Origin of the sequence: Desulfofundulus australicus DSM 11792, assembly GCF_900129285.1 — a bacterium.
Classification (GTDB): Bacteria; Bacillota; Desulfotomaculia; order Desulfotomaculales; family Desulfovirgulaceae; genus Desulfofundulus; species Desulfofundulus australicus.
The window spans coordinates 64,436-90,321 of the sequence record NZ_FQUW01000008.1; the positions used below are offsets into that span (position 1 = coordinate 64,436).

Sequence of the window (25,886 nt, forward strand, 5' to 3'; positions counted from 1 at the left end):
TTAATGGGTTTGTTGCTCAAGATAAAAGGTGACCTGGCGGGCGAATTCTTCGAAATCGCCCAATTCTTCGGTAACGGTTTTATAAATTGCCCGGTAATCCAGGCGCCAGTAAACGTGAACGATGGCATTGCGCATACCGGCCATACCTTTAATCCGGCGGGCGAAGCGGTGATCCAGCAATCCTTTTTCCCCGGCCAGTTCGATCAGGCTGGTGGTATCATACTCACTCAACGCCACCCCTTTGACTGCCAGAAAGTGCCGGCAAATATCCAGGACACTTTCCAGGGCGATACGCAGGTGATGCACGCACAGGTCCCGGGTGTCAAGATCAAACGTAAACTCCTCGTAGGACGAAAAGCGTGCCTGCAGGTCCTTTAACCGCTGAACCGCCTGATCCATTTGAGATAAGCAGGTTTCAATCCGCTCGCGGTTAAGCCGCCTCCCGGCCACAAGCAAGCCCTCCCTCGCCCGTTCCCGCCAGCATGTGTTGTACTCGCACTTAAAGTAAAGGTAGTCTTCGAAATCGAAAAAAGTATCCGTGGCAAAGCGGGCAAAGCTTTCCTCATCTCTACTGTAAAGCAAAATACCTTTAGTTAAAGCTTCCATCTTCAGCGCCGGACTGCACAGGTTCAATGCGACCAGGTCTACGTCCCGGCGCTTTATGAGCGCGGATAGTTCATCAAAGGTCTTCAGGTAACGTTGAAAATGATAGTCCGAAAAAAGTACGGCCACATCCAGATCCCGGGGAGTCGCCGGGGGATCTTCAACGGCAGAACCGAATAAAAAAGCCAGTTCTATCCCGTGCCGCTCATAAAAGGGCGCGGGTATTTTTAATAACTCTTTTGGCAACCTTTCCGCAACTGCCGGCATTGCCCCTCAACACCTCCCCGAATACTCACCTGTTTTTCATTTGTACCAATATCCGGGATAACAACCTCTTGCGGTTTCCGGTTACGGCTTGCCTCGCGCCACGTTAACGGCCGCGCGATTTTGTCATACCGGGAAAATATCTCTCGCCCTTGCTTCCAAACCGGGCAGTACCGTGGAAGCGATAAACTCTTCATCCTCCTCCTCGTATACCCCGGTGCGCTGCCAGTCTTTTTCGCCGGGCACAAACACCTCCACCAGCCGTTCCTGCGGGTCTACAAGCCAGAATTCCCTGACCCCACTTTTTAAATACTGCCGGCTTTTCCTGCCCCGGTCCCGCCGGATGGTGCCCGGGGAAAGAACCTCCACCACCAGATCCGGAGCGCCGTTGATCCGTGTTTCTTCTATAATGCCAAGCCGCTCATTGCTGATAAAGATTACGTCCGGCTGGAAAGTGTTCATTTTTACCGGTTCGTCCAGGACCACATCCAGGGGAGCAAAAAAAACCTGCCCGGAGCCGGTCCTCTGGGCATACTGGTCAATGATCTTAAAGAGCCTGCCCACCAAAAGCTGATGTCGTGTGCCCGGCGATGGCGCCAGGACCAGTTCCCCCTCGATCAGTTCATAACGGTTGCCATCGTCTATCTTCAAATAGTCGTCGTAGGTATAGAACTTTTTGACCTCTCTAGCGGGTTGAGTCGCCACTGGCTGTCCTCCTTTCATCGCAACGCTGCCCCGACAGACATCACTGTTTCATTTTTGCTATCAACTTCTATCAAGTAGCGATAAAAGTGACAGCAAAAGCAGTTCACGCTCTCCGAGAGGCCGGGTACCCCCACCTGCCCGGCTGACGGGGCAGGCGGACCACGGGCTTCTGGAGTCCCGCCCGAAACAGTCACCGCCAAACCGGTACGTCATCCGGCAGACTCACAGGCCCACCGTCTTTATCCAGCCCGACGGCTTCCAAACGGCGGGGTGGTCTTATCGCCTAAAGGCTCCCACCTGAAGGACAGGGACGGTTTGGCCGACCGGAATGCCGTTTCCCGTACACCCCAGTGCACGGCTACCCGGCAGTGCTCAATCCCCCAAAGGAAACCTCATCGTTAAAGCCCGCTTCGCGTGCGCCACTACCAGCCAGCGCACGTTCCGTCGGAGCTTTCTCCCACCGGGCCAGCCCCTGCCCTTTCCCGGGAACATCCCGGGAGAATAAAGGATTAATTGGCCTGCTGTTTCTGATAATAACGCTGGAGTAAAAGTTCTTTTACTTTCTTATATGGCATATACCGGGTTATTTCTTCATCGTGCAATCTCATCTTCAGGTTTATGCCCGAAACCTGGTCAGCGTCGCATGTAAAACCGCATTTTTGGCATTTGAAAACGTCCCCGTGGCGGTTCTTCGCGTCCACCCACCCGCACACGGGACACGTCTGGCTGGAGTACGCCGCGTTCACCGGACCGGGGTCGGTGACGGAGTAAATGTAATTTTTGTATCCCAGCCGCTCTTTGATGATGCTGCGCTGCCAGCCGCTCACCTTGCGGGAGAGACCCCTGCTCCCGGCCTTCCCGCGCAGATGGGCAAGGTCTTCGTAGGCAATTATCTTCGGTCGGCGTTCTTTGTAGAATTCGTTAAACGCCCGGTTGATTTCGTTCTCGCACCTGGTTCGGTATTTTTTGTTTCTTTTGGTTTGCTTGGTAAGGCCCAGGTTGTGTTTTAAGATCCGCCGGACCTTGTTCGGGTCCTGTTCGAGGAACTTCCGGCGCAGCGCCCACAGCTTGCCGCGCTTCCGGCTCTTGTCCAGGATGTGGTCGGACATTTCCTGCAGGGCCTCACCGTATTCGGGCCGGTATTTTTTGCCCGTGTCGTCGGTGAACACCTCAGTCACGCCCAGGTCGATGCCCGCCTCTCCCTCACCGGGCGGGAAAGTCCGCGGTTCCCTGGTCAGATGGATTTCCACGCAGTTTTCTTCGGGAATCAGAACCACCCGCACGTTGCCTTCTATGGCGTGCACGCCAGCCAGCGGGATGATCACCCTCTCGCCGGGAGTTAGAGTCGCTACAGCAATGTACTGCCGCTTTTCACTGGTGAAAACCCGGTACATCTGCTGGTCGACGGTGAAGCTGCGGGCTTTCTTGACCCGGGGCTTTCTGCCCAGAACGCGCCGAAAAACGCGCTTTAAGTACTTTCTCACCCTGGCGCGGCCTCCCGCGTCCAGCTTTATCTCTTCGCTGACAATATCTTCACCGGTGAAGACCGCCCGGATGCGTTTCCAGTCGCGACCGTGCTTCACGTGCCTGTACAGCAACCAGAAGGCGTAGTGCTTTTCTTCATCGGTCAGCCCTTCGTGGCGGTAAAGGTACTCTTTGACTTCGGCAATGGCGGCCTCCCACTGCCTCTCCAGGGTGTAAAGAGCATCTTCCAGGGCCAGCTTCCACTGCCGGGCCTGCAGGCCAAAGGGACTGACGAAACCGGCGGAAACCAGTTCGTCCCGCAGCTTGCGCTTTTCGCCCAGATAGTGCAGGTATTTTACATGCCCGTACTCCACCAGGAAGGCGTCCTTCTGCCGGGCATATGCTTCGGCAGTTTCAGTTATCCTGGCCCACTTCTCATTGTTCAGCGGCAGGCTCTTCTGCCTTACTGTCTGCTGCATCTTTCAGCGCCTCCCGGACGGTTCTGGTGAGCTTTCGCGCCTTATATGTCCTCTGGCCGTACAACCTGGCCGCGAAGTGCTGGACGATGCTGATCAGGTCTTCGGTCAACTCCCGGGCCGGGGACATGTCGTAAAGCAACCAGTTTACCCTCTTTATCCCAAGCGCGGAGCGTTGATACGCTGACACCAAGTTTTTCGGCAAACTCGCTTATTGTGTAAAGTTTCATAAAACACCACCTGATATTAATTTATATCAGATGGTGTTGGTTGGCAATGCCTATTTAGGATAATTATTAAAAGAGAAGAAGCTGTTTTCTACCTCCTGATACACAAAGTTTACAACATCCAGCCTGTTCGTGGCAAGACGACGCAAGGCGAACGGCGCAGGACGTTATGCCCGGAAGGTCCTTCCAAAACCACGTCGGCGGGGGCAAACAAAACCTTTCCGTCAATGCTTTTGCCGGAGTATGCTTTAGTCCTGCCGCTCATTTTTTTCCAGTATATCTGATGCCGGGAACAGCGCAATAAACCTGGCCAGGCCCAGTAAAAGTGCCTGGCACCAGATATAACCGGGCTATTATGCTTTTCGTGTTTTTGGAAAGGTCTGTTGTCAAAACCTGGTGATAGGGGGTATAATTTAAGCATCGTGGATATTCCGGTTACAAGGGACGTGGGACGATGAACAATTACCGGAGATACATGCAGGGCCACCTGAAAGAAGTGGCCCGGGAAGAAAAAGAGCTGGAGCAAAAAGCAGGCCTGGCCCGGGAAAAGGCCGGGGAAATAGCCAGGCAGCTGGCCCGCCGGTTCGGCGTAACAAAGGTCTGCCTTTTCGGCTCCCTGGCCACGGATGATTTTGATCAGTTTTCGGACATAGATCTGGCCGTGGCCGGACTCCCGGAAAGGGAATACCTGAAGGCCTACGGGCTGGCGGAAGAGATAGCCCGCCCTTTTGCGGTGGATCTGGTGCTCCTGGAAAATGCCGTGGAAACATTAAAGGAACGGGTGCAAAAAGAAGGGATTGTCTTATATGACCGCCAGGGAGAGGAAAATAGCCCGCTTAAAACGCCTGATATCGGAAATAAATGAAGACTTGCGGACAATTGATCAGATTGCCGGTAAAGCCAGGGCTTTATTAGAGGAAGTGAATGCCAGAACCGGTCCCGTGCCCGACCGAGATCTGATGGCCATGGCAGCCTATTTGCATCATTTTTACACGGGTGTGGAATCAATGTTCGAACGCATTTCGCGCCAGATCGACGGCGGGCCGGTTAAGGCCGGAGACTGGCACCGGGAACTTTTAAGAAGCATGGCCGTAGAACTGGAAGGACTGCGGCCCGGGGTCATATCCCGGGAATTAATGGAAGAGCTGGATGAATACCGCCGCTTCCGCCACCTTTTCCGCCATGCCTATGCCGGTGAGCTGCGCTGGATGAAAATGTGCCACCTGGCGGAAAATATGGGCGATATCCTGAGTCTTTTGAAGAGCAAAATGGACCAGTTCAAGGCATTTGTCACGGGTGTGATCGAAGAACTGGAAAAGAACATTGAATAATCGCAGTTTTACCAGTGGGCCTGTTTTTTACAAAAAGCATTGGTGAATGGGTGATTATACGCATGGGCGTCTACCTGGGATTGGACATTTTGCCGTGGGAGATCGAATTGGCGGAGTGGGAAGGTTTTTATGATGAAGTTATGAAAATAATCAATGCCTTTCCCCTACCCGTCCTGCGCCTTGGCTACGAAGAAAAGTTTGGTTATCGCCGGCTTCTGCTCAGCCGGAACCCGGAAAGCCAGAATGAAAGAGGCCGTTACCTGGCCATTTGCGGAGATGCCCGGACAGGACAATGTGCGGAGCAATTTATCATTTTTCGAGATCTACAGGTCTACAGGAAAAGATATGCACCGGACGATTCCCAGGTGAAGAAACCGGAAAGAAAAAACCAGGCCGACTGGCCTATCCTTTTACGGGAAGAAGATTCAGTGCGAGTGTTTTATGAAAAGACGCAGTCCCGTCCCTACCATGATCTAATCTGGTCCATAGTCACCCTGGCAGAGAACCTTTTCCCCGGCCGGGCCTGCGCCACCGGCAACCTTAATGCACGGAGATGGCAGGAGACACTACAGTGGCTGGAAAGCGTTACAGACCGGCGACTGCAAAAACCCCTGCTGTTAGATGCAGAAAGGCTCTGGTATGCCTTTGGTACCGCCTTCACTGCTCTGGAAAGAGCCCAAAAGGTAACAGAAAAATTGGTTGGCGGTCCTGCGCCCTTTTACAGTTTTTTAAAACTGAAAGATCCTGCTCTTTTACGTGTTCTGGTCAAGAATAGACTTAAGGAGTATAACTCCAGGACTGTTGGTGCCCTTTCAGAATGCCTGTACATTCTCGATGGCACGGAAGATTTACGGTTCCTGGTCGAAGTAGCTTGTTTAGAACCGGATGGTCCCCGCTGGGAGTTGACCGATGTCCTGTCTTCTGCCTATTACCTTGGCGCCTTTGTACCGGAGGGAAAAGCGCCCGATGCAACTCTGGCCCTTGGTTTTCTGCCGGCCGAATTTTTACCGAAATATTACCATACCGATTTTTATCTGGAAAAGGAATTGGCCTGCCGGCAAGTAGCTGAGGTGACAGGCTTGCCCGTGCAAAAGATTGAGGAGATGATCCTGGAGATCGAAAAAGAGAACAAATCAGACTCTAACAAGGAGGACAAAGAAAAAATACCTTTTTATACTGCGGACAGTGAGCAGCCATCATCTGATAAACCTGACCATACAGGAGAACCTGCATACCGTAATCCACAGGTAGAAATTCCATACCCGCAGGAATTGATCAATACTCTTAAGGAGCAGGTAGCCGCCATTGGTAAGAATTGGGACAGCTCCACGCTCCATCATCTGGTGGCTGCAATAGCCTCGAAAAAAAATGTTGTGCTTACCGAAGAAGCCTGGAAGATTGTTGATGAGGAAAAAGACCCGGATCTTCTGGCGGTTATTCTGGGGATCATGAACAATTATCACAAATTTGAGAGAGCTACAAATGTTATCGAGTTTATACTGAAACAATTGCCGGATATAAAAGAGTCCTGGGAAAATGGACGGCCCTGGAAATATCCCGGTGGGCATCGACCCATTCCCCTGCATTGACACTTCAATTCCGCATAATGGTAGACTCCTCCGGCACCGGCGGTGTGCAGCCGGTAGCGCCCGTCTTCCCCCAGGCGGTAAAATTCCGCCTGCTGCCGGTCAGGATCGATCAGCCAGTACTCCTTAACCCCCGCCGCCTCGTACTCCACGTATTTCTCGCCGCGGTCCCGGGCGAAACTTTCCGGGGAGGTGATAGGAATTCCTCGAAGGTCATACGGCCCGGCGTCTCTTCGGATTCCCGGTCAACCGCATAAGCTCCGGCGGTCTCCCGCACCGCTTCTTTTCCGGCCTGAGTGCTCATTTACTCACCTTCCTGAAGTGCCTGGCACCAAACACTCATAACCTAATATCTACTAGCCTGAAATATAAATTCAACATCACCCGTTGCCCAGCCAAGCCCTGCCAGTATTTTTAATTCTCCTCCCCATTGCAGTTCTTTTATTGCTTGTGCTAATTCTTTTTTTGCTTCTTCAAAATTTTCATTTCCCTTGTTATTAACTTCGAGGTATCCGCGAGTTAATCTGTTTAACGTAGACTGTTTGGGTTCCCACGGCTTATTAAATATTATAGAGCGAATAAACTCAACCGCAGTCATTTCTCTCACTCCCTACTTATTTCAGTACCCTGGATCTCATTTCTTGAATTTCCTTAAAGCATTCAACCAGGGTATTTTTTAAATCAAGCAAGCTTTCCGGTCTCATTTCATAGACAAACGCTCTCTTAGAGGCAATATCAAAAGGCAGCCTTATTTCTTCTCCCTGCCTCCAAATAAGAATAACCTCATGAATCCTTTTAAAGCAATGGGTTAAGCCGAGTTCATACATTACATTCGGGTTGTACCCGGTTACGTCTACTATAACCTGACCTGCTACGAACAATGCCCTTAAAATGTCATTAATAATATCCCCACCCATTTTTCTGTTATCAATTCTGTAAACCCATAGTCCACATTCCCTGGCGGCAGGTTCAATGGCATCCATTAACACTTTGTCGCTATCATTATTAAACGGTGAAAATACCAGGCACATTCTCTGATCCTGTTCAAACTCACCAGCTAACAAATACTTTCTTAAATCCAGCGGGTACACAATTGATTTATAGGCATCTGCAATAAGCATATTCGATATCAACTCCTCAGTAATTCATCCGGGCCTTTTGTACTTCTCTTTTATCTTCCAAATTATTCCATTCAAGCTTAAGTTTTAAAACTTTTTTGGCAACCTTTCCGCAGATTGCTGGCATCCTCTCCCAGCACCACTCAGTACAGCAATCTATCTTTTTCGTTTATATCAATCTGCGATAATGCCAAGCCACTCATTACTGATTTTGACTTTTTCATCGGGCTGTGGAGGCCGGGGATAACTTCGGAATGGTAGACTCCCCCGGCACCGGCGGTGTGCAGCCGGTAGCGCCCGTCTTCCCCCAGGCGGTAAAATTCCGCCTGCTGCCGGTCGGGATCGATCAGCCAGTACTCCTTTACCCCCGCCGCCTCGTACTCCACGTACTTCTCGCCACGGTCCCGGGTGAAACTTTCCGGGGAGGTGATTGGAACTCTTCGAAGGCCATGCGGCCCGGCGTCTTTTCGGATTCACGGTCAACCGCGTAAGCTCCGGCGGTTTCCCGTACCCTTTCTTTTTCGGCCTGAGTGCTTACTTCCTCCTCACCTCCCGGTCAGCATGACGGGTGGCAGACATCAGAAATTTTCCATAGCAACATTATACCATTCAAATGCTTCTCCTAAAGGGTTCATGCCAAAAAAACCCCTTCAAGATGTCGATAAACTGTTCCTTTGTCAACCTGGCATAAATCTTTCTCCCCCGCTCCTGCAAATGCACCGCGGCCACGGGATTGTCGCCGCTAATGTAGTTGCGCCAGTTTTGAACAGACGGTCGTGGTCAATCTGATTTTTGTTCATCAGGCCGTATCCTTTTTTATCCTGGTTACAGTCTATACCGGGCGGGTGCGGGCCGACAAGGGTTTTTCCCAGCGCTACGTCGCAGGGCAAGCCGGGTTTGCAGTGTTCTCGTTATGCTGTAAAACTGTTTAAACCCATTGCCCGTTCAGACATAAGTTAATAAGTTAAGTGCCTGGCACCAGGTTCGACATTCGGATGTTACCCTGGTCGGCTGCTGGGCCCACGCCCGTCGCAAGTTTGATGAAGCCTTAAAGGCCCTGCCGGAAGATAAACGCAATAAAGCAGTAGCCGCCCGGGAGGGGCTGGAGTTCTGCAACCGGCTCTTTGCCATTGAGCGCGAGTTGAAAGAGGCAACACCGGAAGAACGCTATCAAATACGCCAGGTGCGCAGCCGGCCTGTGCTGGGCGCCTTTTTGGCGTGGCTAAAAAAACAGAAAACGCAGGTACTGCCCAAAAGTTCCTTTGGTCAGGCAATCAACTATTGCCTGAGCCAGTGGGATAAACTTATTGCCTTTTTGCAGGATGGGCGCCTGGAACTGGATAACAACCGGAGTGAGCGGTCGATCAAACCCTTTGTCATTGGCCGCAAGAACTGGTTGTTTGCCAATACCCCGCGGGGTGCCCGGGCCAGCGCCATTACTTACAGCATCATAGAAACGGCGAAGGAAAATGGTTTAAATCCTTTCCAATACCTCAGCTATCTTTTTGAAAGACTTCCCAACCTGGACCCCACAGACGGTAACGCCCTGGATCAGTTACTCCCCTGGTCCGATTCGCTGCCCCCTGTCTGCAGGGCCAGTAAATAAGCTGGATTTTGTCCCCACCTGATTGCAAGGTGGGGATTATTTTACGCTTACGTCACCCCGAATAAAGGCGGTAAATTCCCAGGCATTAAATGGTATTGAGTGGAATTTATTTTAAACCGATCACGCATCAACTATTCCCTGGTTTTTATAGCCATCTGCCCATAATAAGGGGGTTTGCGGAAAAACCTCTGCTCCTCATCAAACAGTGCACTTTCGGGGGTTCTCTGAATTTGCCTTAAAGGACTCAACGGTAATTCAATTGTCACTGCCGACTCCACATTGTTCCCCTCCACCTGATAGACCAACCGCTCGTAGGGCTTGCGATAGGGAGCATATGCCAGCGATCCGCCATATCGTCCTGTATTACAGATTACTACGTTACACAATAAAAGGCGAATGTCAGTCTCTGCCAGGGCTTTAAAAGCAGATACGTCTTTATTAAAAGCTACGATAAATAATGTCTGGATAGAACTTTGCAAAAGAACCTGAACGGGGAGGTTCATGAAATCAAAACAGATTAACACGGCAAATTCGCCCAATATTTCACTTTGAAAAATATATATACCATTTCCCTCACGATATTTATAGTTATTTTTTAAAATTATCTTTTTCTCCTCAGGAGCAAGACTTAATTTAGTAATTTTCACTATGGTTGCTTCTTTGCGGTAACGGAAGGAATAGTTGTCTGGACGTAAGAGGTTTTTTGGAATAATCACAAATGCCTGGTTAATTAAAGGATAATTTTTGTCGTTGTCATCACACCATCCTGGTCCGTATTCCATTCCCCCGATAATAATAGCGCCTAATTTTCCTGCCCACTGTTCTAAGTTGGGTAAATACTTGCGCGGTACACAAAATTCCGGCAAAAGCACAAAATGTGCTCCTGACTTTCGCGCTACCTGTAATACTTTTTCTATTGACTCATAATGTTTTATGGGGTTTTTTATTCTTAAACGGCTTTCCGGTATAAAATCCTCTTTCTTTAAACAGACCTGTCCAATGGTAACTTTCACTTTTTCAAGCATTTTCCCAATCAAACCTTCCCCTTTCAACAAAAAGATCAAGATTAATCAGGACAATTTCTGGTAAACCATATTGCGAGGTGTACCTTTGTTTTATCTCCTCAAGATGAACTTCCAGTTGTTTTTTAAAATTTCTTAAGGTTTTGATTGGCTCTACTTCAATAGGTAAAAGAGGTAAATTTACACCCCACTCCTCCGCAATTTTCCTATTATAGAAGTACCGGTAATTCAACGCGCCGGCAATAAGGATTAGGAGACCAGTAGATGGGTAACGGGAAAGGCGCAGCAATTTTTCAAGTGAATACCAGTTATTAAGCCGGGAAATTTTTTCTCCCCAGGTTCTAAAACTTCTACCGGCTAGTATACGTAAAAGCAGCATGGACAGAGAGTAACAGACATGATATTCCCGGTATTCTTCATCATCAATTTGCAAATAAGAAACAGGCGTAAGATACCATTCATATGAAGGACGGCTATGTTTGAGAATGAGCTCAAGTTCATTATTAGGTAGCTCTTCCTTCCGGAATTTTTGCCATTGGTCGGGAGTTAAAAAAATATTACCGGCGTTGATTTGAAATTTATTTTCATACTTGCTATCTAGTACCTTACAGATAGCAAGCATTAATTTTGTAATTTCCATTTCGTTTAACGCGCGTTTTTCCAGCAAAGTGTCCGTACCGTTTCTAATATTTGTCTCAATCATTAATAACCAATCATCAAGCGATATCATCATGTCTTTTTCGAAAACCATCTCGGAACAAGGTTTTAGGCCTTCTACCAGGGCGGGAGTAGCCTCCCAGGCACCTATGGCACTTAAATAATAGAGGCGAGACAAGATTGTTTTAGCAGATTCAGTGCTACTCTCTTTAAGCGCACCAAGAAAATCCCTTACATCTTTTTTATCCAACACCAGCGCCTCAAGAGCAGCATCTACCAGCTCATAATAACTTATTTCCTCACTTGTCCAACCAGTTAAATTATTCAACTGAATTTCATCAATTTTTGTAAAAACTTGTTTCCATAGATGCTTGGGAAATAAATCAATCTGTAACAAGCCTAAGCGCACAATAAGCCTTGGTGAATCAGCAAGATTAAGCTCCCGGATAATACTCCAGATCCACTTTAACCATTTTTCCCTCTCATCTAATTTATGTTTTTGGCTATCAGCCCAGGACGGCTGTAGCTTCCGTTTAACAAAATCTGCAGTCGCAATAACCGCCAGATTTTCCTTTATATCACCAGATATATACTCAAATCTCTGAAATAAGTATACCTTGCCGAGTTCTTCATTTTTCCAGTCCTCTTTTTTGATCAATTCATGCAAATCCAAATCAAGCACGGCAGAGACCCACATGAGCGCCATCTTCTCATACCATAAAAGCTTTGCAGATTCGTTCAATCTATGCCAGTTCCAAAGCTTAATCCCTTTAGTTATTGCACTGATTATCTCGGGTCGAACATTCGGTAAAACTCTTTGCCAGTTAGCAGCAACTGTATATAAAAATCTTGTCCGCAAAAATACGGGATCCTTTTTCCATTCTTTGCAAGGCTTCATTTTTGCCATCATTCTTTCAAGCCGCGTGGCTACGTCCCTTGGCGCACATTCCAGGAGAAAAATTACATAGGAATCTAACACACCGGGTTTAAATAAAAACCTATTGAACGACTTTTCCAGTGCGTTTGCAATATCTTTCAGTTCGTTCTGGAAAATATCTTCCAATCCCCGCTCTTGCACTTCTCTGCTCCATTTTCTCAATCTCCAATCCGCAAAAGAAATGCGCGTTTCTGTTTTAATTTCTTCCTCGGTAAAATCTGATTCCAATAGATCCTTGACTAATTCCAGGTAGTCCCGTAGTTCATACCGATCCATAGCCTTCAATTGCTGATCTCCTATCTGAGATAAGCGGTCAATAGCCCTGGTACTTTTAGGGAGGCGGTCATTTTCGGTTACATAGGGACATTCTCCTTGGCTCTTCAGGAGTTCTAAAATCTTTTCCTTCTCCTCATCGGAAAGATCTTCTTTCTTGATAATACCCAATTTACTTTTAAGTTCCTCAATATCAAGACGCGGTTTCATTTTCTGCTCAGATAGTTTCAGACCTGTGATATTTTTCACACATTCATTTAATTTTTTAAGACCTTCTATAACCACCTCTTTTGATGAAGAAATGATAGTAAAATCATCAGTGTATCTGGTTATGTAGGTAGGAGTTCCCTGCCTTGTTTTCTCCTTGCAAAATTTATCCATCTCTTTATCGACTTTTTCTGTAAGGACACAATTAGCCAAAAAACCTGCTGCTATTAAGCCTGTCGGCAAAAATTCTTCCGGCGATCCATTTTCCCCAAACATTTTTTCTTCTTTTATTACTTCATAAAGTTCCTTTGCGCTCTCTTTCTCATCAAGTTTAAATGTACAAAGTTGTTTTAATAGAATAATCCATTGTTCTGCTGCATATTTACATTGATATTCTGCGCTTAATTCATTCAACCTTTGCTCTAAAACTTTATGCACATGTTCTAACTTTAACGTTGGATAAAATTTCTCTATATCAGCATTTCCGTAATAAGCTTTTCTTTCTTCTCTGTCCTTTTTGCTTTTAAAAACCTCTCGAAATTGTTTCTCCTGCAATTCTCTCCATCTTCTAAGACTCCATTGAAAGCTTTCATAAATCTCTTTACTGGAAAGATTTATAAACATACGCTCATATTGAAACACATTCCCATTCCAGATCGGGTAATATACTCTGCGAAGGCGATTATTGCAACTCCAGGAAACCATCCACTCCAGTTTTTGGTGTTCCAAAGAATTGGTAAAGTTATGCGTATCAAACCATTCCCCAATAGCAAGCATGACTGTTGCCCACGCCACCTGATCGCGAAGAGCGATTTGAAACACGGGCCGGTATTGCATGTTTCCGTCTTCAGCGAGAGCTTTTGGAAAAAGAAGTAATTTGATCGGACTCGTATTATAAATACACCTTTTAAAATCACTTTGGATATCCCTTAATTCCCTTTCCAAGTTTAGTTCAAACCTTTTTAACTCTACTGGATCATAAAAACCTGTGTTCTTTAGATAAAAATTGCGTGCTTTCTTCCAGCCAAAGTAGAACAATGAGATTGGAAGCTCTTCTGGAGAAGGGATAATCTTCATAGCATCACTTCCTTCTGGTGAAGCGTACCCGGCGGCGCTAAAACCAGTTCCCCCTTGAATCAATTGGGGCCTTTATTAAATTAACAAATCCGTAAAATTATGTATTTGGCGCTTGGCTTTATCTTTGCTCACTTTCTTACCCCGGTTAACACCGTGGGCGGCAGACATCGTTCCTGATACAGAGTTTACAACATCCAACGAGGTGAGGCAAGGATACCGCGCAAAAAGTTATACACGGACAGCTTTTCCAGAATCACGCCAGCGGAGATAAATAAAATTTTCCCGGCAATACTTTTGCCGGCGTATGTTTTTAGTCCTGACGTTCGCCTTTTTCCAGTGTACCTGGTGCCGGGAGCAGCGCAATAAACCTGGCCAGGCTCAGTAGCGTCATAAACAGCCCGGTTATCGACTGCGCCCACAAAACATACAGACCAACCACTGTCTGCGCTTTTATGCCCGGAGAACCGAAATTGGTCATGACCACAAAACTGGAGTATATTACCCCAACCAATGACCCGTTCATATTTTCAAATCTAAATTCACCTGCCAGGACAAGGTAAGCTGCCGCAAACCAGAATATTATTTCAAAATAATTATGCAAAAGCAGCAGAACGGTCCGGCGGTAGCTTCGCACGGAATAATCCCTGTTCCGGGCCCTGGCCCTGTGCTCATCAAATAAAAGGACGTTTACCTGGTAGACGATAATTTTTCAAACATCCTCAGGAAGGCATAGAACAGAATAAAATACCGCAGGGGGTTAAAATCTATATACCTGATCAATACTACGGCTAAAAAAGAGGCGATTAAATGACCCAAAACCCACCCATCCACAAAAAAATAACCAACCCGGTCACGGGAGAAATGGCGGATGAGCTGGAATAAGGTATCCACCTTAAGAAAGCGAAAATCCTGGCCCAGAAGTCTACTATAAACGTTCGTTCCTCCCGGCTGTCCCTCATTCGCTGTTCCATATTTTTTGAAAAATGCCCGTCATTCATTCGCCCGTTTTCCTGGACGTCTTTCCACAACTTATATTGTACGACAATAACCTAAATTTCTATTTGTTAAGAATGGTTTATCAACTTTTATGAGGGTACTCACCTTACTTCTTTCCGCGTCAAATCTAACTTTATCGATTCCTTTCCCCAGATTAAACGTTACGGAGCCAGCCGGAAGGCTGGCTCCACGTGCAAATGCCGCAATTACCGCAGGAGCTGGAGGACTGCCTGGGGCAGCTGGTTGGCTTGACTGAGCATGGCCGTGGCGGCCTGCTGCAGGATGTTCATCTTGGTGAACTCCATTATTTCCTTGGCCATGTCCACATCGCGGATGCGGGATTCGGCTGCGGTGAGGTTCTCGGAAGCGGTGCCCAGGTTGTTTATGGTGTGCTCGAGGCGGTTCTGAATAGCACCGAGTTTAGAGCGTTCGGCAGATACTGTTTCAATAGCGGCCTCTATTTTGGTTATAGCTGTATTTGCGTTCTGCTGCGTACGAACATCTATACCTTTTACGGCAACGGCCTCTTTGTCCAGTACACCGTCACCATTTGAATCTACAGCCGCCGAAGAAGTGCCTGATGTGTAATCAGTATTCACTACAGTAAATGTAGCAGTATTACCTATTGCAGGTGTATTGTTACCAGTAGTAAAGGTAAGCGTCTTGCCGTTAGATAGCGAAATAGTGTAAGCGCTATTTACAGCAAGATTAGAGGTATAAGTAGCAGTAGCAATAACTTTCCCATTGCTATCAGTAATTTCAGCTATATCAACCTTTGTACCATCACTACTTTTAATTGTAAGTGTATAAGTTCCATCTGCCAAAGCATCTTTTGCGCTAACTTCTACTGCCACAATATTCGTGCCCGATGTCAAATCAGCACCCGACGCACCAATATAAATAGTTGCTGTCTCACCAGCGGCCATTGCAGCATCATATGCTAACGTAATAACATCTGTCCCACTGTCATCGACTAAGGTTACAGGACCTGCTGCAGCCGTATGACCAGTTTTGGACGCAATAACATTGCCTTCAGCATCTTTTAGTGTTATGTCGACACCGGCTGTAGCATTTGCTGCAACTTCAACAGTATAGTTACCTTCCGTCAAATACTGAGTTCCTACGATATCTGCACCTACAAGTTTATCTCCGGTACTAGACACAACTTTTGCACTTATGGAGGCCACATCCTCAGTTAACCCGAGAGTATAGGCATCCATCGCATTAATGCTTAAAGACAGGTTCTGGTTTTCGTTCGCACCGATATGGAAGATACCTGCAAAAGCACCACCCAGAAGATTCTTGGTGTTGAACTCTGTATTATTGGAAATACGGCTAAGCTCTTTTGCCAGCTGGTCTACTTCCTTCTGAAGCTCGACACGGTCAGCCTCCGTATTCGTATCGCTGGCTGATTGCACGGCGAGTTCTCGCATTCTCTGCAGGATAGAGTGAGTTTCGTTCAGTGCTCCCTCAGCAGTCTGGATCAGGGAGATAGCATCCTGCGCATTTTTGGAGGCCATCTCTAGTCCGCGAATCTGTCCGCGCATTTTTTCGGAGATGGCCAAGCCTGCCGCATCGTCTCCAGCACGGTTGATCCTTAGACCCGACGACAATTTCTCCAGCGACTTGGCCGCCATCATGTTGTTAATCGACAACTGACGATAGGTGTTTAGGGCTGAGATGTTGTGGTTGATGATCATCCCTTCTCATTCCTCCCTGAATTTTTACTCGCCGCCTTCCCTGGCGGCGGCTTTGCGAAGGCGCCGCTACCGTCGGCCGCCCGGTACCGGTTCCTTCTAGTTACTTAATTCGGAAGGAATTTGAGAAGGTTTAGGGGGGAAGAAGGCACTTTTTAACGAACCGCCCCGCCGGGCACGGCAAGAAAGCGGCCTGACCTCCCTTTTAAGCCACTCCCGGCTGCCAATTACAACCCCCTGGCGGCTGTTTCCACGGAAAATGGGCGTGCGGGCCGGCCTTTAAATGTTCCCTTATAAGTCAATATCCTCTTCAAAGGGATTCAAAAAAGTTATGCCTTCCACACTGCTGCCGGAAGCAAAGTCTTCACTTAAAACCACCGGTATCTGGTTCAACCGGGCTGTGGCCCAGATCTGGGCGTCCCAATATGAAAATTTGTGTTCTCGAACGCCGCGAATCGCCTCCAGGATAATCAGGCCGGTAAGATCAAACACGGTCCAGGAACACAGGTAATTTTGAACACTATTCCGGGCAGCTTCAAAATCAAGGGGTTCGGCAATCTTCCGGGTAACCGCGACGACAAATTCCGCCAGCACCTGAACGCTTAGCGCACCGGTACGGGAAGAAGCAAGTTTGTCCAGCGTCTTTATGGATTTTTCTTGTTTAAGGGGGTTTGCCGGATCGTAAGCGTAAACAAGAATATTAGTATCCACCAGCACTTTAGCGCTCATAAAGTTCCTCCCGCCGCCACCGCCGCCCCTGATCCTGTTTGCTACCGGGCTCGACCTGCGCTCTCAGCTTTGCCGCCAGCTCCCTGGTGACCAGGGCGGTGAGGTTTTCCTCCTGCACGTCCCGGTAGATTTCTTCCCGGAAGACGGCCACTTCCGGCGGCGCCTCGATGCCCAGGCGCACGAAATCGCCGCTGACCTCCACCACTACGACGCGGATGTCCCGGCCGATGACCAGGGACTGGCCTTTTTTTCTGGTGAGCACCAGCATTTATTTCCCCTCCCCGGCGGGGCCTGCCCCTTTGCCCGTTCCGGCATCGCCCGGCGGGGATTCGGGCCCGGTTCCGGAAAGGTACCGTGGCGGGGGGTCTTGCTGGGGCCGGGGGCGGTTGGGGGAGACCGGCCGGGGCTGGGAACGGGAATGAGCCGGTGGACAGGGTTCGCCGGCCGGCCCGGCCTCAGGTCCGGCCGGGTCCCGGTTTTCCGACCGCTGTCCGAAAAGCGGGTGCCTGATGGAGTAGCGCCCGTCCACCAGCACCACCTGGCGGGCCGTGCCGGTGGCCGCGTTCACCACCACCGGGGCCAGGAGGTTGACGGTGGCGCGGGCCAGGCCCCGGCTGGCGTTGACGATGCAGAAGACGGCCACCTCTTCCGGGGCCTTTATGCCCAGGGCCCGGGCATCCTCTTCGGGCAGGTCGAACTCGTAGTCCGGGAAAAAGGCGAAAGGGTTCACCAGGATGAAGCCGGTGTTTTCGTCCTGCAGGCACTGCAAAAAGAAAAAGGGCGAATCTTCCGCTGCGGCTACCAGTTCGAATTCGGTCAGTTCCGCGGGCAGGCCCGGCAGCCCGGCGGGAAAAGTGATGGTTTTATTTTGACCGGCAGACAAACTGATTCCTCCACTCATCAGCCAAAATTTGCATATTCAAGGTACCGTCAAGGGTAATGGCAAGCCCGTTCAGCAGCTAAACAATCAGACTTTCAGGCCAATCTCACCCTGTCTTTTAATATTTCCCGGAGAAAAGGATTGTTTTTATGTTTCTCCAGCTCCTCCCTGGTGTATGGAAAAATGTCCACCCCTATCCCCAGGCCGCTGAAAAATCCATAAAATCTGTTACCCGCTCGAGGGGTGGCCTGGGAGAATTTTTCAAGACAATTAAGATGTCGGCGTCACTTCCCGGCACGGCCCTTCCCTTTGCCAGGGAGCCGAAGAGAGAAACTTCCAGGACGTTTTCATCAACCTGTCTCAATCTCCTGGCGGCAGACTGCAGGCCCTTGAAAATCCGGTCAACATCAAGCGAGATTATCCGCACAGAACCGGATGATCTGCTCCGCATAGCCGACGTCCTCGCGGGCTTCCTTTTCGGTAAAATAATCCATCGGAGCACCCGTGACAAACCCGTTCGGATACCTTGCGGGAATGCAATATTATCAACACCCCTGCTCTAATAGTACAATGAACCGGTAGAATTTACAACTTAATCAAAGGATCTTGGAAGGTACCGGTGTATGCTTCTCAAGTTTTGCTTTCTCCTGCCGAGCTTATAAGTAAGGAAAATTATTTACGCAAGGGTGAGCAATATGGTCTCCAGCCTTTACACCAGCTCCAGCCTGCGCATCGGCGGGCTGGCGTCGGGCATAGACACAGATTCTATCATCAAGGAACTGATGAAGGCGCAGAGGATACCCCTGGACCGCTTGAACCAGGACAGGCAGATCCTCCTCTGGCAGCAGGAGGACTACCGGGCTATCTACGACAGCCTGCGCTCCTTCCGGGATAAGGTCTTCAATATGAAGCTGCAGGCCACGTACCTGGCGAAGAAGGCTTCTTCGTCCAACGAGGCCGCTGTAACCGCCACGGCCAACCCTACCGCCACGCCCGGGACGTATACTGTAACGGTAAATAAGCTGGCCACAGGGGTGTCCAAGGTAAGCCAGATAAAGTTGAATGACGAAACCAAGGACGGGACCATCCTAACCCTGGCTGAGCAGTTTGGAATAACGGGGACTATCTCCTTTGCCCTCGAAGGCAGCAAGGGGAAGAAGGGCACAGACTACTTCAATTTTGACACCACCAAGGACACTATCTATGACGTCGTCAAGAAGATCAACGACGCAGACCTGGGGATAACCGCCTCCTACGACTCCAACTTGAACCGCTTTATTCTTGCCACCACCTCTACGGGCACGACGGCGATAATAAAGGTGACCGAAGATAGCTCTTATTTCTTATCCGGCGACAAGGACCTCAAGGATCCGACCCAGAAAAACGGAAATAACTACCTAAAGCTGCTTTTAAAGGGTGATGGTACGGCCGATACCGGCCAGGACGCTGAGTTCAACCTCAGCATCGGTGACGCCACCGTGCAGAACTATACGAGCCCCACCAACACCCCGACGGTGGCCGGCATCACCCTCACCCTGAAACAGGGAGGGGGTACTTCTGCCACCATCACCGTCTCCAACGACACCGACGCCGTGTTCAACGCCATCAAGGATTTCGTCAATGCCTATAACGAGCTCATCGATAAAATCAACAAAAAGCTTACCGAGCCCCGCTACCGGGACTACCTGCCGCTTACCGACGAGCAGCGGGAACAGCTTTCCGACGAGCAGGAAAAGAAGTGGGAGGAAAAGGCCAGGAGCGGCCTTTTGCGGGGCGACAGCCTCCTGGAGAGCGTGGTTTCCAGGATGCGCGCTACAATGTCCGCTATTGTGCCGGGGCTGGCTGCCGGGTGTGATGCGCTGGCCGATGTTGGAATCACCACCCTTTCCTATGAGGAAAGGGGGAAACTCTACATTGACGAAGCAAAGCTGAAAGACGCCCTGCAAAAGGACCCGGACGGGGTAATGAATTTATTTACGAAGAGTGCGGAGAAGTATGCGGAAAAGGGCATCGCCATGCGGCTTTATGACGACGTGAACAGCGCCATGGACCTGATATCCGACCGGGCCGGTACCAGCAGTTCCTACAGCACGGCGGACAACAGCGCCATCGGCCGGCAGATAGCCGCCGTGAACGAGCGCATCAGCATCATGGAAGAACGACTGCAACAACTGGAGGACCGCTACTGGCGGCAGTTCACCGCCATGGAGCAGGCCATCCAGCAGATGAACGCCCAGAGCGCCTGGCTGGCCATGCAGCTCGGCATGGGCCAGGGCCGTTAAGGGCCGTTTCCCGCAGGGAATAAGTATTCAGTCAAACCAAACGGTTGAAAAGCGGCAAGAAGAAACGCGTATCCAAGGGGTGAGTTTTAAAAATGCAGGCGGCTTCAAACCCCTACCAGCAATACCTCCAAAACGCCGTGCTCACCGCCGACCCGGGGCGGCTGACGCTCATGCTTTACACCGGCGCGGTCAAATTCATCCGCCAGGCCAAAGACTGCCTGGCCGCCCGGGACATCCCCGGCGCGCACCGGGCCTGCCTGCGCGCCCAGGACATCATCATCTACCTCCTGGAAACCGTCAACCGGGAGATGGAAGTCGGCAAAAACCTTTCCGCCCTCTACGATTACATGTACCGGCGCCTGGTGGAGGCCAACGTGAAAAAGGATGCGGCCGTCCTGGACGAAGTGGCCGGGCTGCTGGAAGACCTGGCCGGCACCTGGGAACAGGCCCTCAAATTGAAAGGTCAACAGGCGGCGGGCGGCTGATCAGGTATAAACCCCAGAGTGTAACTCAGGGGTAAGTGTTAAGTGACCCCGCTATGGTGCCGCCCAGCACTCACTAAAATACGGCTCTGCTCCTGATATTTCAGGTTTAATCGTCACTTCCGGTTTTATGTAGAGCTACTATGCCAGTGAGTGCTGGGTCCACGCTCATTCCAGTGCTCCGCGTAAGATGCGCACCGCGGCTCGCTTCTGACTGGACAAGCGGCTTGAGCCGAGCAGAAAGACAAAGGGATGATTCCACAATGCCCCCACAAAATCAAGACGAAAAAAAACTCAGGCTCCTGCAGAAAATGCGCGGTGAAGTGCTGGCCCTAAAGGCCGTACTCGAGCGCCTGTGTGCGCTCCAGGATGGGCTGGCGACGGAGGAATCACTGGGTGCTGTTTCCCGGCACCTTGCCGCCATTGAAGAGATAAGAGCAGGGATTGATGAGCTGGACAGGGCGGGGGGCTCCGGCACGGGCGGGCCGGAAGTCTCCGCCCTGCTCCTTGAAATCGATGAGATCCACCGGCAGAACCTCCGGCTGGCCGCAAAGGTTAAAGAACGCCTGGCCGCTGCCCTGGCCAACCTCCACAAGGCCGGGCAGGCCAGGGCCTACATGAAGAAAAAAGGCGCCGCCGAAAGTTATTTTCTGGACCGGCGGGGGTAACAAAGAAAAAGGGGATTGTGGCCCGGGGATGAACGGTGGGAACTCATTGACGGGAAGGGACATCCAGGGCATCGAAGTTCCCCTCCGGGAAATATTTGAGACAGTGAAGCCTGCGGGAAAAAGATAATTGATGATTTTTAAAGATACCGGTCCAGGAGCAGGCCGATGGCTTTTTCTGGCTCCCGCGCCGCCTCCAGCACAACCTGTCCGGGCACTTCCCCTTTCACCGTACCCGTATCCTTTTCCACCACTTCCACCCGGAGGTTTTCCCCGTCTTCCCGCACCAGAAACTCCAGGGGCTGGTTGTAGGCCTCTGCCGCCTGGTTCAGCCGGCCCACTGCGGCCACCAGTTCCTCCCGGCTGAAGCCCCCTTCTTCCGGTGGAGGCGCACCCTGGGGAAAGACATCCTCCCGCTTTACCGCCGCCGGAGGCTCAACCCGCCGCAGCGGCGCCACTTCCTGGGAGGCCAGAGACTGCAATCCACCCGCACCCACTTTCATAATCAGCCCTCCTCTCCTGACTGGTTCAACAGCCCTTTACACTCTCTCACACGGTCCGCACCAGCCTCACCATCTCCCCCGCCACTTCATCCAGGGGGACCACCTTCAGCGCCGCCCCCAGGTCAATGGCCGCTCTGGGCATGCCGAAGACCACGCAGGTGGCCTCATCCTGCGCGATGGTGGGGCCGCCCTTTTCCCTGATGGCGGCCATGCCCCTGGCGCCGTCCCGGCCCATGCCTGTGAGGAGCACCCCCATCACCCGGCCCCGAAAACTTCCGCCGCCGAGAGCATCACCCCGTCCACCGAGGGGCGGAACCCCCCGGGAGGCACAGGCCCGCTGCCGGCATCCAGGTGCACGGTGACGCGGCCGGGGTGCCCCCGGAAAGTCAGGTCGAAGCCGGCCGGGGCCACCAGCACCCGGCCCGGGACCACCGGGTCGCCCTCCTCCGCGTGCTTCACCGGCAGGCGGCTGCGCCGGTTCAGGTGCTCAGCCAGGGGGCCGGAAAAGCCCACCGGCAGGTGCTGCACCAGCACCACGGCGGCGGGAAAATCCTCCGGCAGGGCGGGGATGATCACCTGCAGGGCGGCCGGGCCGCCGGTGGAGGAACCCACCACCACCAGGTCGACGCGGGGGGAGCGCTTCGGCAGCAGCACCGGCCGGGGCAAAGAGCCGCCGGCCACAGTACCCCGGGCCGCCTCCGTCCTGCCGGCGCCGGTAACCCCGGCAGCCGCACCGGAAAAAGCCCCGGACGGTAAAAAGCCCGGAGGCGGGAAGAGGATTTTCTCCCGGGCGGGCTGGACCCCGGAGGGGGATGTTCCGGCGCGCCGCTCCGGAAGGGTACCTGAGTCCGCCGGAGCCGCCGGGGATGCACCCCTTTTGCCGGAAGCACCGGGGCGGCCGGCCGGCCCGCCGGGGGCCGGCCGGGCATCCGGGCGCCTTTTTTCTGGCAGAGAAGGCCGTACAGGTCCGGCCTTTCCTGCGGCAGGCGGGTGCAACACCTCGCCCGCTCCCGGGCGGGCCAGTTTTCCCGCGGCTACGGAAGCGGCGGCGTGCAGCTTTTCCACCAGCTCTCCAACCACGGCCTCCAGCTGGTCCCGGCTGGGGGGCTTGGCCACAAAGTCTACCGCCCCCAGGGAGAGGGCCTGCATGGTGGCCCGGGCGCCGGCGGTGGTCCGGGAGCTGAGCATGACCACCGGGACCGGGCACTCCCTCATCACCCTGCGCAGCACCCCCAGGCCGTCCAGGACCGGCATTTCCAGGTCCAGGGTGACCACGTCGGGCTTTAAGGCGCAGATCCTGGCCACCGCCTCCTCCCCGTCCGCCGCAGTGCCGATCACTTCAAACCCCCGGCTTTCCAGCAGGCGGCTGAACAGGCGGCGCATGAGGGCCGAGTCGTCCACCACCAGCACGCGAATTGCCGCCAATTCCCATACCCCTTTTCAGCAGATTTTAACCGTAAAACCGTCCTACCCGGCCCTGCTCATCTCCAGGGCGGCGTCCTCCACACCGGTTTCCTTGACAATGGCCCGGGCGTCCACAATCAGGGCCACCTTCCCGTCCCCCAGGATGGTGGCGCCCGACAGGCCGGGCACCTGGCCCAGGTAGCCGCCCAGGGACTTGATCACTATTTCCTGCTCGCCGATGAGCCGGTCCACCACCACGCCCACCTTCTTATCCCCGGAGCCCAGGACAACCACGGATAGCCGGCCTTCCTCCCTGCTCTTTTCTTGAAAAAGGTGGGCCAGTCGCACCAGGGGCAGCACCTGCCCGCGCACCACCACCACTTCCGCGTGGCGCACCCGCTGTATCTCCCCGGGCTTGAAGGTGAGGGTTTCCAGCACGTTGGTCAGGGGAAAGGCGTAAACATGGTCCCCCAGGGTCACCATCAGCGCCCGGATGATGGCCAGGGTCAGGGGCAGCTTGATGGTGAAGGTGGTCCCCCTGCCGGGAGTGGTGGTAAATTCCACCGACCCGTTGATCTGCTCGATCTGGTTGCGCACGATGTCCATGCCCACTCCCCGGCCGGAAATGTCGCTCACGCTGGAGGCGGTGGAAAAGCCGGGGGCGAATATGAGGTCCAGGACTTCTCTTTCCCCGGCCCGGGCGGCCTGTTCCGGGGTCAGCAGACCCTTCTCCACCGCCCTCTGCCGGATTTTTTCCGGGTCCATCCCCCTCCCGTCGTCCGAAAGGGTGATTACAATCTGGCTCTCCACATAGGCCGCCTTCAGGAGCAGCCGGCCGGCGCGGGGTTTGCCCAGGCGGACCCTCTCTTCGGGCGGTTCAATGCCGTGGTCCACGGCGTTGCGCAGGAGGTGGATCAGGGGGTCGCTGATGACTTCGATCACATTGCGGTCCAGTTCCGTTTCCCGGCCCTCGATGATGAAGTCTATTTCCTTGCCCAGCTTGTGGGCCAGGTCGCGCACCATCCGGGGAAGGCGGTTGAAAACGTGGGCCACGGGCAGCATGCGCGCCTTCATGATTTCTTCCTGCAGGTCGCCGGTCACCTGGCCCAGATGGTTGGAAATTTCCACAATATTCTCCACCAGATCGTCGGAGCCGTAGCGGCTCTCGAAGACCTCCACGAAGCGGTCCAGGCGGGTGCGGTCGATGACCAGTTCCCCCACCAGGTTCATCAAATTGTCCAGCTTCTGCACGTCCACCCGCACGGTCTTGATATTCTCCCGGCCCGGCGAAGCGTTTGCCTCCTTCCTGGCCTGCTGGCCGGCGGCTTCCCGGGCGGCGGGCTGCTCCCCGGAACGCAGCTTGATGGGGCGGACCTCCACGCTGCTCACCTCGGCAATGGAAAAGACCAGATCGCGCACCTGACCGGCGTCTTCCCTGGTCAGCAGCACCACGGTGAACCCCTCGCCGTACCGGCCTTCCTGCAGGTCCTCCGCCGGGGGCACGCTTTTAATAATTTCACCGGCCTGCTGCAGGGTCTCAAAGATCAAAAAGGCCCGCACCCCTTTCATCTGGCAGCCCCGGTCGATGCCGATATCCACCTGGTAGGCCTGGAAACCCCGCACCTCCGCTTCCCGCACCACTTCTTCCACGGCTTCCTCCAGCTCCAGCTCGAAGCGGTAAGCGGAACCCCCGGCGGGCAGTTCATCCGCTGCCGGTGCCGGCGGCAGCTCACCGCCGGCCGGGGCGGCATCGGGCTCCCCCGCCCCGCAGCCGGCCCGGCAGGAACGCAGCTTTTCTATTACCGCCGAAACGTCCACCCCGCCGCCGGCGCCGGTAATCTCGTCCTTTAATAGCTTGAGAGCGTCCAGGGCCTCGAACAGGACATTCACCAGGTTTTCGGAAACTTCCATCTTGCCCTGGCGCAGAAGGTCAAAAAGGTTTTCTATCTCGTGGGTCAGGGAAGTAATTTTTTCATAGCCCATGACGGCCGAAGAGCCCTTTATGGTGTGGGCAGCCCGGAAGATTTCCTGAATTACTTCGGGACTGCCGCCCTCCCGCTCAAGCAGCAGAACATTGTCGTTGATTGCCTGGATTTTTTCCTCCAGCTCTTCCAGGTAAATGGCAATTTCTTCACCGGTAAACATCTTGGCCACCGTCCTTCCCCAAGCTCATTGCGCGAGCGGTCAGATCGTCTATAATTCGGGAGAAGCAGCTTTTCAGGCTTCCCGGGAAAGCTCCCGCAGGGCTTCCTTTTCCTCCCGGTGGAAGATACGGGTCACATCCAGGAGAATTACCAGCCGCTCCCCAACCAGGGCAATGCCCCGCAGGAAGGCGGCGGAAACCCCGGCCACCATGGCCGGGGGCGGCTGGATGTCGTCCGGAGAGAGGCGCAGCACCTCCGACACCCCGTCCACCACCATCCCGGCTGTGGCCCCGCCCACCTCGACGATGATAATGCGCGTATTCTCAGATCTGCCGGTGGTTCCCAGGCCCAGGCGGCGGGCCAGGTCTATTACCGGTATGACCCGCCCCCGCAGGTTGATCACCCCTTCCACAAATGCCGGGGCACCGGGAATAGCCGTAACACCGGCAGCCCTGATTATTTCCAGGACGTGGTTTATATCAACGCCGTAAACCTGCTCCTTTAAACGGAACACCACCAGCTGCAGCTCGCCCCGCCCTTTATCCATGCCA

General features: G+C 52.5%; 23 protein-coding genes and 5 pseudogenes. 7 read left to right on the forward strand and 21 right to left on the reverse strand.

Features of this window, described 5'->3' with window-relative positions:
- The 5 genes and pseudogenes from hepT to BUB44_RS15725 all read right to left on the reverse strand — a co-directional run.
- A complete protein-coding gene (hepT, locus tag BUB44_RS03545) occupies positions 1 to 870 on the reverse strand; it encodes a type VII toxin-antitoxin system HepT family RNase toxin (RefSeq protein ID WP_073163263.1) in 870 nt (289 codons plus the stop codon).
- A 123-nt stretch (positions 871 to 993) separates the two neighbouring features.
- Positions 994 to 1,572 (reverse strand): Uma2 family endonuclease, encoded by a 579-nt coding sequence (locus tag BUB44_RS03550; protein WP_073163265.1) that lies wholly within the window; start codon positions 1,570 to 1,572, stop codon positions 994 to 996.
- Positions 1,573 to 2,081: 509 nt separating this feature from the next.
- Positions 2,082 to 3,515 (reverse strand): zinc ribbon domain-containing protein, encoded by a 1,434-nt coding sequence (locus tag BUB44_RS03555; protein WP_073163267.1) that lies wholly within the window; start codon positions 3,513 to 3,515, stop codon positions 2,082 to 2,084.
- Positions 3,472 to 3,645: pseudogene (locus BUB44_RS03565) on the reverse strand (IS607 family transposase); the annotation flags it as partial. The gene BUB44_RS03555 and the pseudogene BUB44_RS03565, both read right to left, overlap by 44 nt.
- 40 nt (positions 3,646 to 3,685) lie before the next feature.
- Positions 3,686 to 3,742 (reverse strand): annotated as a pseudogene (locus BUB44_RS15725) (hypothetical protein); the annotation flags it as partial.
- Positions 3,743 to 4,193: 451 nt separating this feature from the next.
- Between BUB44_RS15725 and BUB44_RS03570 the strand changes: the two are divergent.
- Genes BUB44_RS03570 through BUB44_RS15730 form a run of 3 tightly spaced genes read left to right on the forward strand, consistent with a single transcriptional unit; the run spans position 4,194 to position 6,659 of the window.
- Complete coding sequence (locus tag BUB44_RS03570) at positions 4,194 to 4,604, forward strand: nucleotidyltransferase family protein (RefSeq protein WP_073163268.1); 411 nt, start codon at positions 4,194 to 4,196, stop codon at positions 4,602 to 4,604.
- Positions 4,546 to 5,070, forward strand: a complete 525-nt coding sequence (locus tag BUB44_RS03575; RefSeq protein WP_073163270.1) for a ribonuclease toxin HepT-like protein — start codon at positions 4,546 to 4,548, stop codon at positions 5,068 to 5,070. Before BUB44_RS03570 ends, BUB44_RS03575 begins: the two co-directional genes overlap by 59 nt.
- A 14-nt stretch (positions 5,071 to 5,084) precedes the next feature.
- Complete coding sequence (locus BUB44_RS15730; RefSeq protein WP_242655822.1) at positions 5,085 to 6,659, forward strand: hypothetical protein; 1,575 nt, start codon at positions 5,085 to 5,087, stop codon at positions 6,657 to 6,659.
- Between the two features lie 98 nt (positions 6,660 to 6,757).
- On the opposite strand, the pseudogene BUB44_RS15735 reads toward BUB44_RS15730, so the two are convergent.
- The 4 genes and pseudogenes from BUB44_RS15735 to BUB44_RS03595 form a co-directional block, all read right to left on the reverse strand.
- Positions 6,758 to 6,808 (reverse strand): annotated as a pseudogene (locus tag BUB44_RS15735) (hypothetical protein); the annotation flags it as partial.
- A gap of 194 nt (positions 6,809 to 7,002) precedes the next feature.
- On the reverse strand, positions 7,003 to 7,254 hold the full coding sequence (locus tag BUB44_RS03585) for a hypothetical protein (protein ID WP_027356853.1): 252 nt from the start codon (positions 7,252 to 7,254) through the stop codon (positions 7,003 to 7,005).
- A gap of 16 nt (positions 7,255 to 7,270) precedes the next feature.
- Complete coding sequence (locus tag BUB44_RS03590) at positions 7,271 to 7,777, reverse strand: hypothetical protein (RefSeq protein WP_073163254.1); 507 nt, start codon at positions 7,775 to 7,777, stop codon at positions 7,271 to 7,273.
- A gap of 140 nt (positions 7,778 to 7,917) precedes the next feature.
- Positions 7,918 to 8,160 carry a Uma2 family endonuclease gene (locus tag BUB44_RS03595; RefSeq protein WP_073163271.1) on the reverse strand — a complete coding sequence of 81 codons (243 nt, stop codon included), beginning with the start codon at positions 8,158 to 8,160 and terminating at the stop codon, positions 7,918 to 7,920.
- 593 nt (positions 8,161 to 8,753) lie between these two features.
- On the opposite strand from BUB44_RS03595, the pseudogene tnpC reads away from it, so the two are divergent.
- Positions 8,754 to 9,380, forward strand: a pseudogene (gene tnpC / locus BUB44_RS03600) (IS66 family transposase); the annotation flags it as partial.
- A 131-nt stretch (positions 9,381 to 9,511) separates the two neighbouring features.
- Here the strand turns inward: tnpC and BUB44_RS03605 are convergent.
- The 8 genes from BUB44_RS03605 to BUB44_RS03640 form a co-directional block, all read right to left on the reverse strand.
- Complete coding sequence (locus tag BUB44_RS03605) at positions 9,512 to 10,405, reverse strand: carbon-nitrogen hydrolase family protein (RefSeq protein WP_131821574.1); 894 nt, start codon at positions 10,403 to 10,405, stop codon at positions 9,512 to 9,514.
- On the reverse strand, positions 10,398 to 13,553 hold the full coding sequence (locus BUB44_RS03610; protein ID WP_073163273.1) for a reverse transcriptase domain-containing protein: 3,156 nt from the start codon (positions 13,551 to 13,553) through the stop codon (positions 10,398 to 10,400). Before BUB44_RS03610 ends, BUB44_RS03605 begins: the two co-directional genes overlap by 8 nt.
- Positions 13,554 to 13,863: 310 nt before the next feature.
- Positions 13,864 to 14,187, reverse strand: coding sequence for a hypothetical protein (locus BUB44_RS14960; protein WP_083543074.1), 324 nt, complete (start codon positions 14,185 to 14,187; stop codon positions 13,864 to 13,866).
- A gap of 568 nt (positions 14,188 to 14,755) precedes the next feature.
- Positions 14,756 to 16,249 (reverse strand): flagellin N-terminal helical domain-containing protein, encoded by a 1,494-nt coding sequence (locus BUB44_RS03620; RefSeq protein ID WP_073163274.1) that lies wholly within the window; start codon positions 16,247 to 16,249, stop codon positions 14,756 to 14,758.
- A 288-nt stretch (positions 16,250 to 16,537) separates the two neighbouring features.
- Entirely contained in the window at positions 16,538 to 16,975 is a 438-nt protein-coding gene (locus BUB44_RS03625) for a PIN domain-containing protein (RefSeq protein ID WP_073163275.1), read from the reverse strand.
- Positions 16,965 to 17,243, reverse strand: coding sequence for a carbon storage regulator CsrA (gene csrA, locus BUB44_RS03630; protein WP_073163276.1), 279 nt, complete (start codon positions 17,241 to 17,243; stop codon positions 16,965 to 16,967). Before csrA ends, BUB44_RS03625 begins: the two co-directional genes overlap by 11 nt.
- On the reverse strand, positions 17,244 to 17,858 hold the full coding sequence (gene fliW / locus BUB44_RS03635) for a flagellar assembly protein FliW (RefSeq protein ID WP_073163278.1): 615 nt from the start codon (positions 17,856 to 17,858) through the stop codon (positions 17,244 to 17,246).
- Between the two features lie 190 nt (positions 17,859 to 18,048).
- Positions 18,049 to 18,306 carry a nucleotidyltransferase domain-containing protein gene (locus tag BUB44_RS03640; RefSeq protein ID WP_073163280.1) on the reverse strand — a complete coding sequence of 86 codons (258 nt, stop codon included), beginning with the start codon at positions 18,304 to 18,306 and terminating at the stop codon, positions 18,049 to 18,051.
- A 244-nt stretch (positions 18,307 to 18,550) separates the two neighbouring features.
- Here BUB44_RS03640 and BUB44_RS03645 point away from each other — a divergent pair, with 244 nt between their 5' ends.
- The 3 genes from BUB44_RS03645 to BUB44_RS03655 all read left to right on the forward strand — a co-directional run bounded on the left by BUB44_RS03645 (position 18,551) and on the right by BUB44_RS03655 (position 21,287).
- Entirely contained in the window at positions 18,551 to 20,137 is a 1,587-nt protein-coding gene (locus BUB44_RS03645; protein WP_073163281.1) for a flagellar hook-associated protein 2, read from the forward strand.
- Between the two features lie 92 nt (positions 20,138 to 20,229).
- Positions 20,230 to 20,622 (forward strand): flagellar export chaperone FliS, encoded by a 393-nt coding sequence (gene fliS, locus BUB44_RS03650; protein ID WP_073163283.1) that lies wholly within the window; start codon positions 20,230 to 20,232, stop codon positions 20,620 to 20,622.
- Positions 20,623 to 20,882: 260 nt separating this feature from the next.
- A complete protein-coding gene (locus BUB44_RS03655) occupies positions 20,883 to 21,287 on the forward strand; it encodes a hypothetical protein (protein WP_073163285.1) in 405 nt (134 codons plus the stop codon).
- 137 nt (positions 21,288 to 21,424) lie between these two features.
- Here BUB44_RS03655 and BUB44_RS03660 read toward each other — a convergent pair whose 3' ends face one another.
- From BUB44_RS03660 to BUB44_RS03675, 4 genes and pseudogenes are all read right to left on the reverse strand, one after another.
- The gene (locus tag BUB44_RS03660) at positions 21,425 to 21,787 is read right to left on the reverse strand and encodes a flagellar protein FlaG (RefSeq protein WP_073163287.1); all 363 of its coding nucleotides are present in this window, start codon (positions 21,785 to 21,787) and stop codon (positions 21,425 to 21,427) included.
- A 46-nt stretch (positions 21,788 to 21,833) separates the two neighbouring features.
- Positions 21,834 to 23,170 (reverse strand): annotated as a pseudogene (gene cheB / locus BUB44_RS03665) (chemotaxis-specific protein-glutamate methyltransferase CheB).
- Between the two features lie 84 nt (positions 23,171 to 23,254).
- Positions 23,255 to 25,336, reverse strand: coding sequence for a chemotaxis protein CheA (locus BUB44_RS03670; protein ID WP_073163289.1), 2,082 nt, complete (start codon positions 25,334 to 25,336; stop codon positions 23,255 to 23,257).
- 72 nt (positions 25,337 to 25,408) lie between these two features.
- Positions 25,409 to 25,882 (reverse strand): chemotaxis protein CheW, encoded by a 474-nt coding sequence (locus tag BUB44_RS03675; protein WP_073163291.1) that lies wholly within the window; start codon positions 25,880 to 25,882, stop codon positions 25,409 to 25,411.
- Between the last annotated feature and the right edge of the window lie 4 nt (positions 25,883 to 25,886).

Excerpts from the sequence above, each read along its gene's own strand:
- hepT (WP_073163263.1), bottom strand. The coding sequence starts at position 870 with ATGCCGGCAGTTGCGGAAAGGTTGCCAAAAGAGTTATTAAAAATACCC.
- BUB44_RS03555 (WP_073163267.1), bottom strand. The coding sequence starts at position 3,515 with ATGCAGCAGACAGTAAGGCAGAAGAGCCTGCCGCTGAACAATGAGAAG.
- BUB44_RS03570 (WP_073163268.1), top strand. The coding sequence starts at position 4,194 with ATGAACAATTACCGGAGATACATGCAGGGCCACCTGAAAGAAGTGGCC.
- BUB44_RS03575 (WP_073163270.1), top strand. The coding sequence starts at position 4,546 with ATGACCGCCAGGGAGAGGAAAATAGCCCGCTTAAAACGCCTGATATCG.
- BUB44_RS03585 (WP_027356853.1), bottom strand. The coding sequence starts at position 7,254 with ATGACTGCGGTTGAGTTTATTCGCTCTATAATATTTAATAAGCCGTGG.
- BUB44_RS03590 (WP_073163254.1), bottom strand. The coding sequence starts at position 7,777 with ATGCTTATTGCAGATGCCTATAAATCAATTGTGTACCCGCTGGATTTA.
- BUB44_RS03605 (WP_131821574.1), bottom strand. The coding sequence starts at position 10,405 with ATGCTTGAAAAAGTGAAAGTTACCATTGGACAGGTCTGTTTAAAGAAA.
- BUB44_RS03610 (WP_073163273.1), bottom strand. The coding sequence starts at position 13,553 with ATGAAGATTATCCCTTCTCCAGAAGAGCTTCCAATCTCATTGTTCTAC.
- BUB44_RS03620 (WP_073163274.1), bottom strand. The coding sequence starts at position 16,249 with ATGATCATCAACCACAACATCTCAGCCCTAAACACCTATCGTCAGTTG.
- BUB44_RS03625 (WP_073163275.1), bottom strand. The coding sequence starts at position 16,975 with ATGAGCGCTAAAGTGCTGGTGGATACTAATATTCTTGTTTACGCTTAC.
- csrA (WP_073163276.1), bottom strand. The coding sequence starts at position 17,243 with ATGCTGGTGCTCACCAGAAAAAAAGGCCAGTCCCTGGTCATCGGCCGG.
- BUB44_RS03640 (WP_073163280.1), bottom strand. The coding sequence starts at position 18,306 with ATGCGGAGCAGATCATCCGGTTCTGTGCGGATAATCTCGCTTGATGTT.
- BUB44_RS03645 (WP_073163281.1), top strand. The coding sequence starts at position 18,551 with ATGGTCTCCAGCCTTTACACCAGCTCCAGCCTGCGCATCGGCGGGCTG.
- fliS (WP_073163283.1), top strand. The coding sequence starts at position 20,230 with ATGCAGGCGGCTTCAAACCCCTACCAGCAATACCTCCAAAACGCCGTG.
- BUB44_RS03655 (WP_073163285.1), top strand. The coding sequence starts at position 20,883 with ATGCCCCCACAAAATCAAGACGAAAAAAAACTCAGGCTCCTGCAGAAA.
- BUB44_RS03660 (WP_073163287.1), bottom strand. The coding sequence starts at position 21,787 with ATGAAAGTGGGTGCGGGTGGATTGCAGTCTCTGGCCTCCCAGGAAGTG.
- BUB44_RS03670 (WP_073163289.1), bottom strand. The coding sequence starts at position 25,336 with ATGTTTACCGGTGAAGAAATTGCCATTTACCTGGAAGAGCTGGAGGAA.
- BUB44_RS03675 (WP_073163291.1), bottom strand. The coding sequence starts at position 25,882 with ATGGATAAAGGGCGGGGCGAGCTGCAGCTGGTGGTGTTCCGTTTAAAG.